This window comes from Ktedonobacter robiniae (genome assembly GCF_016587375.1).
GTDB classification, from domain to species: domain Bacteria; phylum Chloroflexota; class Ktedonobacteria; order Ktedonobacterales; family Ktedonobacteraceae; genus Ktedonobacter; species Ktedonobacter robiniae.
In genome coordinates this window covers 1,318,868-1,332,107 of sequence record NZ_BNJG01000003.1, presented here as the reverse complement: position 1 = coordinate 1,332,107, position 13,240 = coordinate 1,318,868, and the positions used below count along the sequence as shown (strand labels likewise).

At 52.9% G+C, this 13,240-nt stretch carries 8 protein-coding genes and 2 rRNA genes; 8 read left to right on the top strand and 2 right to left on the bottom strand.

Translation table 11 applies throughout. The features are described from left to right. The first annotated feature begins 217 nt into the window (after positions 1–217). From JMJ04_RS38360 to JMJ04_RS38340, 5 genes are all read left to right on the top strand, one after another. Positions 218–1,225, top strand: a complete 1,008-nt coding sequence (locus JMJ04_RS38360; RefSeq protein ID WP_201375629.1) for an NADP-dependent oxidoreductase — start codon at positions 218–220, stop codon at positions 1,223–1,225. A gap of 475 nt (positions 1,226–1,700) precedes the next feature. Next, a complete protein-coding gene (locus tag JMJ04_RS38355) occupies positions 1,701–1,931 on the top strand; it encodes a hypothetical protein (RefSeq protein WP_201375628.1) in 231 nt (76 codons plus the stop codon). Between the two features lie 83 nt (positions 1,932–2,014). Then, positions 2,015–3,493, top strand: a 16S ribosomal RNA gene (locus JMJ04_RS38350). A 290-nt stretch (positions 3,494–3,783) separates the two neighbouring features. Next, positions 3,784–6,751: ribosomal RNA gene (locus tag JMJ04_RS38345) — 23S ribosomal RNA — on the top strand. Together the 16S and 23S rRNA genes form the textbook arrangement of a ribosomal RNA operon. Before the next feature lie 423 nt (positions 6,752–7,174). Further along, positions 7,175–9,721 carry a LuxR C-terminal-related transcriptional regulator gene (locus JMJ04_RS38340; RefSeq protein ID WP_201375627.1) on the top strand — a complete coding sequence of 849 codons (2,547 nt, stop codon included), beginning with the start codon at positions 7,175–7,177 and terminating at the stop codon, positions 9,719–9,721. A 16-nt stretch (positions 9,722–9,737) separates the two neighbouring features. On the opposite strand, the gene JMJ04_RS38335 is transcribed toward JMJ04_RS38340, so the two are convergent. Then, positions 9,738–10,427 (bottom strand): CPBP family intramembrane glutamic endopeptidase, encoded by a 690-nt coding sequence (locus JMJ04_RS38335; protein ID WP_201375626.1) that lies wholly within the window; start codon positions 10,425–10,427, stop codon positions 9,738–9,740. A 215-nt stretch (positions 10,428–10,642) separates the two neighbouring features. Between JMJ04_RS38335 and JMJ04_RS38330 the strand changes: the two genes are divergently transcribed. From JMJ04_RS38330 to JMJ04_RS38320, 3 genes are all read left to right on the top strand, one after another. After that, positions 10,643–11,278 carry a YIP1 family protein gene (locus JMJ04_RS38330; protein ID WP_201375625.1) on the top strand — a complete coding sequence of 212 codons (636 nt, stop codon included), beginning with the start codon at positions 10,643–10,645 and terminating at the stop codon, positions 11,276–11,278. Positions 11,279–11,413: 135 nt separating this feature from the next. Then, positions 11,414–11,824, top strand: a complete 411-nt coding sequence (locus JMJ04_RS38325) for a hypothetical protein (protein WP_201375624.1) — start codon at positions 11,414–11,416, stop codon at positions 11,822–11,824. A gap of 6 nt (positions 11,825–11,830) precedes the next feature. Next, positions 11,831–12,346: a hypothetical protein gene (locus JMJ04_RS38320; protein WP_201375623.1), complete on the top strand. Its 516-nt coding sequence runs from the start codon at positions 11,831–11,833 to the stop codon at positions 12,344–12,346. 138 nt (positions 12,347–12,484) lie between these two features. Here JMJ04_RS38320 and JMJ04_RS38315 read toward each other — a convergent pair whose 3' ends face one another. After that, a complete protein-coding gene (locus JMJ04_RS38315) occupies positions 12,485–12,649 on the bottom strand; it encodes a hypothetical protein (protein WP_007919565.1) in 165 nt (54 codons plus the stop codon). Positions 12,650–13,240: the final 591 nt, after the last annotated feature.

Genomic DNA, 13,240 nt, shown 5'->3' with positions numbered 1-13,240 from the left:
GCTTGTGTTTCAAGCCAGGGGAATAAACGATGCATCAACTCGTTTCTATGTATTGCCTATCGAAAACCTGAGCGTGGTATCGCTAGTCACGGCAGTGACGTTGGTTTTCGTGTAAGAAGATAGTGGTCTAGGCGACTATGATGTGTGTAGACTTATTATGACGCTTGTTTGCTTGCGCTCACAGCGCTTGCCTATTAATCCAAAAGGAGATTTCATCATGAGTGGTAAAAATATGCAGATTTTATTCGCGAACCGGCCCAAAGGGTGGGTGCAGGAGAGCGACTTTAAAATTGTCGGGAGCGAGATTCCCCAGCCCAAAGAGGGCCAGGTCCTGGTCAAAAATATTTATCTCTCGCTTGACCCCTACATGCGTGGTCGTATGAGTGCTGGCAAATCCTATGCCGCCCCCATGGAGATTGGTGATGTGATGGTTGGTGGTACAGTCGGCGTGGTCGTTGAGTCTAAGAATGAGCAATTTAAGCCGGGTGATGTTGTACTTGGCTATTTTGGTTGGCAGCAATACGGTCTCTCAAACGGGAAGGACCTGCTGAAGGTACCTGCGGACAAAATCCCCCTCTCCGCCTTCCTGGGTGTGTTGGGCATGCCTGGTATCACCGCCTGGGTTGGCCTGAACATGATTGGCGAACCCAAACCTGGCGAGACGGTCGTCGTTTCAGCTGCCTCGGGCGCGGTTGGTAGCGTCGTTGGCCAGCTTGCCAAAGCGAAGGGCTGCCGTGCCGTGGGTATCGCGGGTGGCAAGGCCAAATGTGATTATGTTGTCAATGAGCTTGGCTTTGATGCCTGCGTCGATTATAAAGCCGGAAACCTGGACCAGGATCTCAAGCAAGCTGCTCCCAATGGCATCGACATCGACTTTGAGAACGTCGGCGGCGAAATTCTCGATACTGTGTTGACGCAACTCAACGCGCACGCGCGCATCCCGCTCTGTGGTTTTGTATCGCAATATAACGTGACTGAGCCGTATCAGTTGCGCAACTTCGGAGCCTTCCTCGCCAGCCGTGTCAAGCTTCAAGGCTTTATTGTTGGAGAACATATGAACTTATGGCCGCAGGCGCAGCAGGAGCTAACGCAGCTCTATACCTCGGGCAAACTCAAGTATCGCGAAAGCGTCGCCGAAGGCCTGGAGAATGCTCCCAAAGCCTTCATCGGTATGCTCAAAGGCGAAAACTTCGGCAAGCAGCTCGTAAAAATCGCCGATCACTAACCCCACGATCGACAAATGTAGGGTCCATGCTTGCATGGGTTAACATCCCCAGCCCAGTAGCCGCGTGGCCAGTAGTGGCTACTGGGCTGGGGATATTACCCATATGGGTGGGTCTATTTGCACAGCTTGACAGCGCGGGGTGGCTGTGGGATAATGCACTTCGCTCCAACACATGGTAAACAGCGACAATCACCGGTCTGATCGGTGCTCCTGTCCGATTTACCCGGCGTCTCTACCTCGCTTTTGAATCGCAGGTGAACAGATGCCCAGGTGCCACGCTAAGGTGGCTCGCCACGGGTACTTCCCCCGCTGCATCACACGTTCTCTCCCAAGAAGAGTGGACGTGGCTTTGTGCTGTTTTTGACAGCATGCAGAGAGGGGATCTGACCAGATTTTGCACGCCTGAAAACGAGTTTTCAGCGATCGCAAAAAGACGTCAGAAAATTACTTGACAAAGCGCAAAGTGTATGCGATAATGACGAAGTCAACGGCGAACACGAACACCGCGAGCGCCGGAGCGACACGCAAGAGGCAAGCCCACGAGGCCTGCCGGGTTGCGGTTCAACAACAAAAGAAGAACGAACCAGAGCACCCTGAACAACTGAAGAGTGGAATGCAGAAGTACAACGGAACTTCGTTGGTTGAGCATGTCTCAATCGCGGAGAACACCGTTCCTGTCAATTCTGCGAACAAAGCAATGAAGTAACGACAACGTGCTTCTAGCCTGGACGCAAACTACATGATCATTACAGATGCCTGGTGGTGTCTGTGAGAGATACATTCATCACTTGAATGGCGAGTTTGATCCTGGCTCAGGATAAACGCTGGCGGCGTGCCTAACACATGCAAGTCGAACGCCCTCTCGCAAGAGAGGGAGTGGCGGACGGGTGAGTAACACATGGGTACCTGCCCCGAGGTGAGGAATACCGGCGAGAAATCGCCGACAATACCGCATATGCTTCTTCGGAAGCAAAGCTCGCAAGGGCGCCTTGGGATGGGCCTGTGGCCGATTAGCTTGTTGGTGAGGTAAGAGCTCACCAAGGCCACGATCGGTAGCTGGTCTGAGAGGATGGTCAGCCACACTGGGATTGAGAACGGCCCAGACTCCTACGGGGGGCAGCAGTGAGGAATTTTCGTCAATGGGGGCAACCCTGAACGAGCAACGCCGCGTGCAGGAGGACGCTTTTCGGAGTGTAAACTGCTTTTCTTGGGGACGAGTAAGGACGGTACCCAAGGAACAAGCCCCGGCTAACTACGTGCCAGCAGCCGCGGTAATACGTAGGGGGCGAGCGTTGTCCGGAGTTACTGGGCGTAAAGCGCACGCAGGCGGTTTCGTACGTCTGGAGTGACAGTTCCCGGCTCAACTGGGAAAGGTCTTTGGAAACGGCGAGACTTGAGGGCTTCAGAGGGACACGGAATTCCGGGTGGAGTGGTGAAATGCGTAGAGATCCGGAGGAACACCAATGGCGAAGGCAGTGTCCTGGGAAGCATCTGACGCTCAGGTGCGAAAGCTAGGGGAGCGAACAGGATTAGATACCCTGGTAGTCCTAGCCGTAAACGATGACCACTAGGTGTGGGAGGTATCGACCCCTTCCGTGCCGTCGCAAACGCAATAAGTGGTCCGCCTGGGGAGTACGGTCGCAAGATTAAAACTCAAAGGAATTGACGGGGACCCGCACAAGCAGCGGAGCGTGTGGTTTAATTCGATGCAACGCGAAGAACCTTACCAAGTCTTGACATGCAGATGCACCAGCGGTAATGCGCTGTTCCTTCGGGACATTTGCACAGGTGCTGCATGGCTGTCGTCAGCTCGTGTCGTGAGATGTTGGGTTAAGTCCCGCAACGAGCGCAACCCCTACTGCCTATTACAACTTCTAGGCGGAACTGCCCTCACGGGAGGAAGGCGGGGATGACGTCAAGTCAGCACGGCCCTTACGACTTGGGCGACACACACGCTACAATGGCCAGTAACAAAGGGATGCCAACCCGCGAGGGGGAGCCAAGCTCAAAAACCTGGTCTCAGTTCAGATTGCAGGCTGAAACTCGCCTGCATGAAGGTGGAGTTGCTAGTAACCGTAGGTCAGCACACTACGGTGAATACGTTCCCGGGTCTTGTACACACCGCCCGTCACACCACGAAAGTCGGCAACACCTGAAGCCGCCAGGCTAACTCCTTGTGAGAGGCAGGCGTCGAGGGTGGGGTCGGTGATTGGGGTGAAGTCGTAACAAGGTAGCTGTACCGGAAGGTGCGGCTGGATCACCTCCTTTCTAGGGAGTCATCAGTGCTCACGTAGCACTGCACTCTCAGGTCGAACAGGAACGACCTGTCCGTTGTCCCCTGCTTCCACTCTTGAGCGGTTCGGCCGCTGGTTCAACCCAGATCCGAAGCCCGCATTGTACCTGAACAACCAAAGAAGTATCCTTCAATTTTGCTGAGCGAGCACGTTGGCATGCAAGTGCCCAACCGTGACGTGAGTCATTCGAAGCTCGTGACAGTGAAGAACGAAGACCGAGATCCCATACAACAAGGGTTAACACAAGAAGAAGCAGACAAGGCAGAACAAGCGAAACAGAGTACGAGGTGGATGCCTTGGCGCTGAAGACCGATGAAGGACGCGGAGACCGGCGAAACATTCAGGGGGAGCTGCATCCAAGCGATGAGCCCTGAGAATCCGAATGGGGCAACCCCTCCAGAGTCATGTCTGGAGACCTATCGCTGAACACATAGGCGATATGGAGGATCGTGGGTGAACTGAAACATCTCAGTAGCCTGCGGAAGAGAAATCAACCGAGATTCCCGTAGTAGTGGCGAGCGAACCGGGACGAGCCCAAACCATCTATTCTTCGTGAATAGGCGGGGTTGTAGGACCAACAGTAGCGATCATGTGCTTACTCGAAGGCATTGGAAGGTGCCACCAGAGGGGGTGAGAGTCCCGTAGAGGACGAGGATATGAGCGTGGTTGGCATCCTGAGTACCACGAGACACGTGCAATCTTGTGGGAAGCTGGGGGGACCACCCTCCAAGGCTAAAGAACTTCAGCGACCGATAGCGAACAAGTACCGTGAGGGAAAGGTGAAAAGTACCCCGAGAGGGGGATGAAAGAGTCCCTGAAACCACGTACTCACAAGCAGTCAGAGGCCACTGTGCCACGAGGCACCAAGGGCTGATGGCGTGCCTTTTGTAGAATGATCCGGCGAGTGCATCGCACGTTGCAGGTTAACCAGCGCTAAAGCTGGGGAGCCAGAGGGCAACCGAGTCTCAAACAGGCGGGTATGTAGCGGCGATGCGACCCGAAACCGTGTGAGCTACCCATGAGCAGAGTGAAGCGGATGTAACAGTCCGTCGAGGCTCGAACCCACCAGTGTTGCAAAACTGGGGGATGACTTGTGGGTAGGGGTGAAATGCTAATCGAACACGGAGATAGCTGGTTCTCCCCGAAATGTATTGAGGTACAGCCGCGACCAAGAGCGTGGTGGAGGTAGAGCACTGGATAGGCTAGGGGCCCTGTGCGGGTTACCAACCCTACTCAAACTCCGAATGCCACTACGTGTTTATCGCGAGTGAGACGGCGGGGGCTAAGCTTCGTCGTCAAAAGGGAAACAGCCCAGACCATCGGCTAAGGTCTCCAAATCGATGCTCAGTGTCAAAGGGGGTCAATGCGCCCAAACAGCCAGGATGTTGGCTTAGAAGCAGCCACCATTTAAAGAGTGCGTAATAGCTCACTGGTCGAGTGCAATGGCACCGACAACGTATCGAGGCTAAAGCATCGTACCGAAGCCGTGGAATATAGGACTACCTATATTGGTAGGGGAGCGTTCTCGACGCCTGAGAAGCCAGACCGCAAGGACTGGTGGAGGTAAGAGAAGTGAGAATGCCGGAATGAGTAGCGCAATGTCTGCGAGAACCAGACACACCGAATGCCTGAGGGTTCCTGGGCAACGTCAATCGTCCCAGGGTGAGTCGGGCCCTAAGCCGAGGGCGTCATGCCGTAGGCGATGGAAAGCAGGTCAGAGAATCCTGCACCGGAACGTTTCGTTATGAGCAATGGGGGGACGCGGTAGGGAAGGTGAGCCGATCGAATGGACAGGATCGGTGCCTCTGCTGAAGCGCGTGACCGAGGAAAATCCCGGACACATTATGCGTGACACTGAGGCCGAGCGCCCGCGAGGGTGCGGAAGTCATTGGTCCCCAGGCCGTCAAGAAAAGCCTCTCGCCAGAAACTGTTCCGCCCGTACCGCAAACCGACACTGGTAGGCAGGGGGAAATCTCCCCAGGTGATCGAGCGACCCTCTGTTAAGGAACTCGGCAAATTAACCCCGTACCTTTGGAAGAAGGGGTGCCTGCGTAGCTGTGTGTGCTTGCACACATGGTGAGAAGGTTGCAAGAAATCGGCTCAAGCGACTGTTTACCAAAAACACAGGTCTCTGCGAACGCGAAAGCGGAAGTATAGGGGCTGACTCCTGCCCAGTGCCGGAAGGTTACGAGGAGTGGTGTGCGTAGCCACGAATCTAAGCCCCGGTGAACGGCGGCCGTAACTATAACGGTCCTAAGGTAGCGAAATTCCTTGTCGGGTAAGTTCCGACCCGCACGAAAGGAGTAACGACTTGAGCGCTGTCTCGACAGAGGACTCGGCGAAATTGAAGTACCCGTGAAGATACGGGTTACCCACGACAGGACAAAAAGACCCCGTGGAGCTTTACTACAGTTTGGCCTGGAAACGAAGTATGGTGTGCGTAGCATAGGTGGGAGCCGGAGAACTCATCCTTGTGGGGGTGAGGGAGGCAGCAGTGAAATACCACTCTCACCATGGTTTGTGTCTCACACGTCACCGTGATCCGGGACGTGAACAGGGCCAGATGGGTAGTTTGACTGGGGCGGTCGCCTCCCAAAGAGTAACGGAGGCGCCCAAAGGTTCCCTCAGGGTGGATGGACATCACCCTCTGTAGAGTGTAAAGGCACAAGGGAGCTTGACTGTAAGGCGTACAGGCCGAGCAGGGACGAAAGTCGGGCTTAGTGATCCCACATTCCCGTGTGGAAGGAGTGTGGCTCAACGGATAAAAGCTACCCCGGGGATAACAGGCTTATCTTGCCCAAGAGTTCACATCGACGGCAAGGTTTGGCACCTCGATGTCGGCTCGTCGCATCCTGGGGCTGGAGTAGGTCCCAAGGGTTGGGCTGTTCGCCCATGAAAGCGGCACGCGAGCTGGGTTCAGAACGTCGCGAGACAGTTCGGTCTCTATCCGTCGTGGGCGTCGGAAAAGTGAGGGGAGTCATCTTCAGTACGAGAGGACCGAGATGGCTTGACCGCTAGTGCGCCAGTTGGGGGGCCTCCTCCAGAGCTGGGTAGCTACGTCAAGAAGGGATAAGCGCTGAAAGCATCTAAGCGCGAAGCCGACCCGAAGATAACTTTTCCCACTCTCAAGAAGAGTCAAGATCCCAGGAAGAAGACCTGGTGGATAGGCTGCGCGTGGACGCCTGGTAACAGGTGGAGCGGAGCAGTACTAATGATCGTACGGCTTGTTTCCCATTCTGTTTCTTCGCGTATGTGGTGAGTCCTTGTGGTGTGAGTGAGAGCGGTCTGAGATCGGATCTGAGCACGAGTGAGAGGACATCGCGGCACGGGGAGCGTGAGCAGGCCAGCGTGGCTCAGCAAAATTGAGGGAATACTTCTTTGGACAGGTATCGACAAGAGCGTTGACAACAAGAGACTTTGTGTTGCCAACGCTCTTTTTATTTTTTTGCGAAATCTTCCTGAATCGCCAACCCTCTTTCAGAGTAAAGGTATGAGCATGAAAAACCGGGCATTGCCCGGTTTTTCATGCTCATACCTTTACTCTGTGAGTGCCGCAGGCGAGAAGGGTCTTGCTGTTCACAAACTTTTTAGGTATGCTCAGATAAATGCGTCTTACTACACAGGAAAAGCATTTAAAGAGAGAGCATGCAGCCATATGAATTCTGAGGAGCTTATAACCATCCCCCACGCATACAATAACCTACCTCTACAACTCACCTCGTTTATAGGGCGTACAGAAGAGATCGAAGCAGGTTGCGAACTCCTCAATCGCGATACTATTCGCCTGCTAACTCTCACAGGACCAGGGGGCGTGGGCAAGACACGCCTGGCTCTTCGTATAGCGGAGAAGATCTTGCCCACATTTACGCATGGCATTTGCTTTGTTTCTCTCGCCGCCGTGAATGATGTGGATCTGGTGTTGCCAGCTATCCTCCAGTCTCTATCGCTTAAAGAGAATGGCTCACAGTCGATTTTAGCATTACTTCAGGAGCGCTTGCGCCCTCTGTGCGTACTTTTAGTGCTCGATAACTTCGAGCAGGTTATAGGAGCTACGTCTGAGATCGAGCTTCTGCTCCGCTCGTGTCCTCACTTGCAGCTACTGGTTACCAGTCGCGCTCGATTGCATATCCAGGGTGAGTATGAGTATATAGTCTCTCCTCTGGCGCTGCCGGATGCGCTAGAACTGGCTTCGGAAAGCTCACTGGAGAGCTATCCGGCGGTCACTCTTTTCTGTGAGCGCGCTCGTGAAACCCGTTTTGATTTCGCTCTCACACCCGAGAACCAGAATGATATCATTGAGTTATGTAGACGTCTGGATGGTCTGCCCCTGGCGCTTGAACTGGCCGCCGCTCATGCTAAATTGCTTTCTCCACGCGCCCTTCTGGAGCGTCTGAAGAGGCGCCAGCCACTTCCCTCTACTCGTCTTCGCAATATTCCCGCACGCCAGCGCACCCTGCGCGATACTATTGGGTGGAGCTACGAACTCCTGAATGAGGAGGAGCGTACCCTTTTTCGTCGCCTGGGCATTTTCTGTGCAGGCGGTACTATCGAGGCAATTGAGGGCCTCTATACACTCCTGAGCGAGCTCGAGGCCCCTGATCTCTCGCTTGCGGCTTCGCTCCTGGATAAGAGCCTTCTCATTCAACGCGAGCAGGAAGCGGGTGAACCCCGCCTTTTTATGTTGGAGACTCTACGCGAATTTGCCCTGGATCAGTTGCTGGCCTGTGATGAAGCTGAGCAAGTGCAGGAGGCTCATGCGCGCTACTATCTAGAGTTGGTTGAACGGGCTGCGGAGCACCTGCTTGGACCCGAGCAGGCCCATTGGCTCTCTGTCCTTGAACATGACCATGAGAATATACGCGCCGCGCTGCGCTTTCTTATAGAGCTACGCGATGGCTCATGTGCTCTTCGCCTTGCCGCCAGGTTGGTGCGTTTCTGGTCTATTCGGGGACACATTAACGAGGGGCGTCAGTGGTTGCACAGCGCGCTCGTGCTCTCTGCCTCTTGTGAACTGCCTACGCTGGCTGAAGCCCTGGTTGGCGCCGCCTGGCTAGCCTCGCTCGCAAATGATATTTCCCAGGCCGAACAACTCTGTAATAAGAGCTTACAAATCTTTCAAAGCCTGGGAGATAAACGCGGTGAGGGCCTGGCTCTGCATCGCCTCGCCCTCTTACACCTGACAAAAGGCGAGAAGAAGACAGCTCACAGCTTATTTATGCAGAGTATTGCCTGCTATTGTGATGCTCTTGACCTTAACGGTCAGGCCTATTCGCTTATGGCTGTGGGCGGCTTGCAGCTTAATAGCGCCGAGAATGAACAGGCCATCCTCTCGCTTAAAGAGAGCCTGCGGCTATTTAGAGAGGTGAGCAATATCGAGGGAGAGTCCTGGTCGCTCTCGATGCTGGCGCAATCCTTGCTCATGCAGGATGAAGAGGAGCAAGCCGCTGAATATGCTGAAGAGAGTCTGCGGCTTTTCAAGGCCATGGGCTTACGCGAAGGCATAGGGCGTACCCTGAACCTCCAGGCTATGCTCCACCTGCGACGCGGCCAGAGCGAGCAGGCCGCTATTGCCCTTGAAGAGAGTGAGCGATTCTTTACCGCGCTGGCTCGCCAGCGCTACCTGGCTCAGACGTGTTTCCTCCTGGCCTACATCTATACTTTACGTGACGATGAGATTCTGGTGGAGCGCTACTGGCGACGCTGTCTGAACCTCCTTCCCCTGGAAAAGAACCTGGGTAGCCTGCTTAATCTGCTTGACGAACTTGTGCGCCTATCGACAGCGCAGGGCGACTTCTTCTGGGGGGTACGCATCGCTGGTATGTGTGAGGGATTGCGTCAACGCGCTCTAGACTCACCAGGGAAAGAATATATTGCCCGCCTGGGTAAGCAGAGCGATCAGCAATCCCTCACACTGGCTTATGCTGAAGGGCAAAATCTGTCCTTAACAGAAGTCTTCACTGTACGCCACAGAGGACAGCCAGTTCCTCAAGATTCTCCAATGACTCACTCTACCGATCTCAGCCAGCGCGAGCTAGAAGTGCTGCGCTTCCTGTCCCTGGGTCTGAGCAACAAGCAGATCGCTGCGCAACTGGTTATCAGCCCGCGGACCGTTGATGCCCACGTCCGCTCTATCTATAACAAGCTTGCCCTCAATTCGCGCGCCGCCGTGGCCCGCTACGCCCTCGAGCACCACCTCTGTTGATATATTATGGCATAGCTTATGATGCATGGAAAAGGATACTCAAGAGAAAATCATTGAGACTATGCATAATAATAGAGGCCCAGAGGGATTTCGAGTAGTAAAAAGCTGTGGCAAAAATGGCGCCAAGGAGAAAAATCGAGAGCACATCATTGAGAGAGAGTATGTGTAGCGATATCCATCCGGGGAGATGTATTCCTAAAAATAACAAGGATGAGAATAGATTAGCTATCCAGAAATGCCACTTCTCTTGAAACTTCTGGAAAATAAAGCCGCGAAAAGGAATTTCTTCAACAAAGCCAATCAGGAAAGAAGTGCTCAGGATGCTGTTCCACGTTACATAGTGCATACTAAAATGTGGTAGACCGAAGCGGAGCATCATCCCAAGAAAATTCACCAGCGAAAGCGCCAACCCTACTACTATGCCTCTGCGCCAATACTGCTTGAGTTTGAGATACTCAAAGGGATTAACTCGATCAATGTAGCGGAGATAGAGAAATACCGGTAGTACCCAGAGCAGCAACCTCAGACTAATATTGAGTATTGCATATACCAGGGTCGTATCACCGAGCGCTTCCATTCGTGGATAAATCCATAGAACCCAGCCTGTCCAGAGCGAGAAGAAAAGTAAGAGATAGATGATAAAGGGGAGGAAGGCTTTTTGAGGTTGTACTGTGTTCTCAAAAAGAGGTTTGCTTTGCGCTTTCATAAACTGGTTGCTCCTAATCCATTGCTTCCCTCCAGTTTTACCACGAGCTCATGCATTGAGTCAATGAAAACCATTTTATGTGCCACCATTTATGTGTCTATAATCCCCAAATTAGGTATTACCAATAGGCGAAATTACCGATGCTCGACAGGCGTGGCTCAAGGTATATTCTTCTCAGATAAACGTGAAGCCGTTATGTGCGAAAGGATGAAGCCATGGCCAGCGAAATCGCTAATAATCACACCTGGTCACACAAACGTTCTCTCGGTATAGAATTCCGCTCCCTTCCACAGCGTTACCTGCATATTATCATCCGGCCCTCCGTGAGACGCTTTGAGGAAGAGAAGTATGCTGCGAGCTGGGGAAGTACGTTTTTGCAATTAATCACACTTGGCGTCATATGCGCCCTCCTCCAGGGGCTGGCTTTCTGGATAGATCCAAGCACCCTGGTGGGCATGACAGGCGGAGTGCAACTGGGCGTGCTTATGCTTGCTTCCACTATTGGAATTGTGATCATTACTCCGTTATCGTTTCTCTTCTCGGCCGGAGTCATCTACCTCTTTGCGCGCTTGCTCAGAGGGAAAGGGGCTTACCTGGAACAGCTCTATACCATGACTCTCTTTGGCGTTCCCATGGTGATATTGAGCTACCTATTGCTCCTGTTGCCTGCGACTAGCAGCTGGCTCTCTTACCTGCCGCATGTGTACACCCTCGTGCTGATGATCCTGGCCCTGCGTGCTGTCCATAACTTCTTGACTGGCCGTGCCATTATCACAATGCTGTTGCCTGTAGGTGCACTGCTGCTATTGATTGTCATCGGCGCCGTGCTGTATGTCTCGCTGGCCCACTAATCCCATGAACATGTACTGCTTCTTCAGCGATCCCTATACAAAGGAACAACTCGAGACATTTAATTAAAGAAGTTGTAGAGTCTATGCAAGAATGGACTCTACAATCTACTAGAGAGGGGAAAGGATTATATGCATATGCGAGATGCTCCAGCGCGAAGCGAGGGTGCCATCATCAACTTTCGCAAGCTTGTGGCCCTGGATATTGTCTTTCATGGGCCAGTGTTTATTATTGGCGAGTTCGCGCTGGCGGTCGTAGGTGCCAGCGCGCTGGGATTGTTCTCAATCTTTTTCTTCCTTTCGCATGGCATGTATCCCATCTTTGTTGGTTGCTACCTGCTGGGAATGGCGTTGAACTATGTGCCATTGCTGATCTATGCTATCGCTATTGGCAAGCGTAAGAGCGCGCGTGAGGAGGTCGCCTTTGAGGTGGAGCATAAAGGCAGATATGTACGTAGATATACGCTTCAATCGTTGCTGCTGCTTGTGCCATTGCTGGTCTTCTTCCTGGGTCTCTACCAGGAGGCTCGGAGCCGCAGAAAGGGGTAGCTAACTATGCAGAACATTCAGGTCTATGCTGGGCAAGAATTAAGCTGGACGCGAGCAAAGAGTAAGCCTCACCCATTCGAGCTAAAGGCTGGTGAAGAGCTTTTGATGAGAATCACACTGCGTGGCAAGCTAGGTCAGGAGGCGTTGATCGAAGTGGAGCGCGGAGAGTGGATCTTTTCACGTAAGGCCCTGGGGCAGGCAATCAATGTACGTGACGCTGCCACACAAGAAGAGACCGCGCGCGTACGGCGGCGGAGTATGAGCGGTAGTGCTACCTGTTCTTTGAGAGAGGGTGACGAGTATTGCTGGGCCAACACGGGTTTCTGGCGTGGCGAGTGGACCTGGTTTACCAGCGAGCGTGTGCCATTGCTACGCACAGTCAGGGGGAAACGAGTGTATATAGAGGAGACGGCTCGTGATCTCTCCGAGTTAGCTTTGCTGGTCGCGCTTGCCTGGTACCTCAACCGTGCACAGGATGAGGATACCGCCTGGAGTACCGCGAGTGTAGTTCCCAGCGTGTAGTGTGCCACGCAAGCGTAAAAAAAGAGAATGCCATGGGTGAGCCAGTAGGGTCCATGGCATTCCAGTGCGGTCGGAAGAAAGCAGTCAACGAGTTTTCTTCGACGGAACAAGGGAAAAACGTCTTTCGCGACCGTTCGCTTAGTCATCGTCGTCAGACGAGAAGGTGCTATGGCAGCCAGGGCAATAGTACTGAAGATCGCCGTTTTCGTCGGTCTCGGGCATATCTTCGTCAATGTCGACGAGCAGGATGCCATCTTCATCATCGTTTGGGCAACTGTGGTATTTAATCTGCTCCAGATTCATCTTGAGTCTCCTGTGTTTGAAACAAGCAACGACATACTCCGCGACGAGACCCATCCCTCTCGAAATTATTTGGTAAGAGGGTGCCTCTTGTAATTGGCGAACCGGGTGTCTTCTTCTCCGAAAACCCTGAGTGCGAAGAGCTAGTCACGTGAGTGACGTTGGGTTTCGGAATAAGATCTGTCTGCAATAGTTCGAACTTTGCTTCTGCCACTGACTCTATATGGTATTTTTTCGATCCTCAACTTCCCCCGACTTTCTGGTGCGGAAGTACTATCTTTTCATGCAGAAATTAGCGTCTCTATCGTAGACAGAGTAATCGCGCTCAGGTTTCCGAGAGGTGGTATGTCTTTGTTGCCGTCATATCCAAAAAGACGTTTGAAATTTTTACTTTCGAAACATTGTTGACATAAATAGGAAGAATATCGGCAAACTGTAGGAAAACGTCAAAACGCTGCAAATGACATTGTCATCCTTATGTCGAGCAAACATCAATAACATGCTGGTAAGGGGATGTTGTGAGAAATCACTATGAACGATAAGGATGGCTTTTTAGCAAAAACTTTGAAGATGTGAATAAAATACAATTAAGAT

Excerpts from the sequence above, each read along its gene's own strand:
- JMJ04_RS38360 (WP_201375629.1), top strand. The coding sequence starts at position 218 with ATGAGTGGTAAAAATATGCAGATTTTATTCGCGAACCGGCCCAAAGGG.
- JMJ04_RS38335 (WP_201375626.1), bottom strand. The coding sequence starts at position 10,427 with ATGAAAGCGCAAAGCAAACCTCTTTTTGAGAACACAGTACAACCTCAA.
- JMJ04_RS38340 (WP_201375627.1), top strand. The coding sequence starts at position 7,175 with ATGAATTCTGAGGAGCTTATAACCATCCCCCACGCATACAATAACCTA.
- JMJ04_RS38325 (WP_201375624.1), top strand. The coding sequence starts at position 11,414 with ATGCGAGATGCTCCAGCGCGAAGCGAGGGTGCCATCATCAACTTTCGC.
- JMJ04_RS38330 (WP_201375625.1), top strand. The coding sequence starts at position 10,643 with ATGGCCAGCGAAATCGCTAATAATCACACCTGGTCACACAAACGTTCT.
- JMJ04_RS38355 (WP_201375628.1), top strand. The coding sequence starts at position 1,701 with ATGACGAAGTCAACGGCGAACACGAACACCGCGAGCGCCGGAGCGACA.
- JMJ04_RS38315 (WP_007919565.1), bottom strand. The coding sequence starts at position 12,649 with ATGAATCTGGAGCAGATTAAATACCACAGTTGCCCAAACGATGATGAA.
- JMJ04_RS38320 (WP_201375623.1), top strand. The coding sequence starts at position 11,831 with ATGCAGAACATTCAGGTCTATGCTGGGCAAGAATTAAGCTGGACGCGA.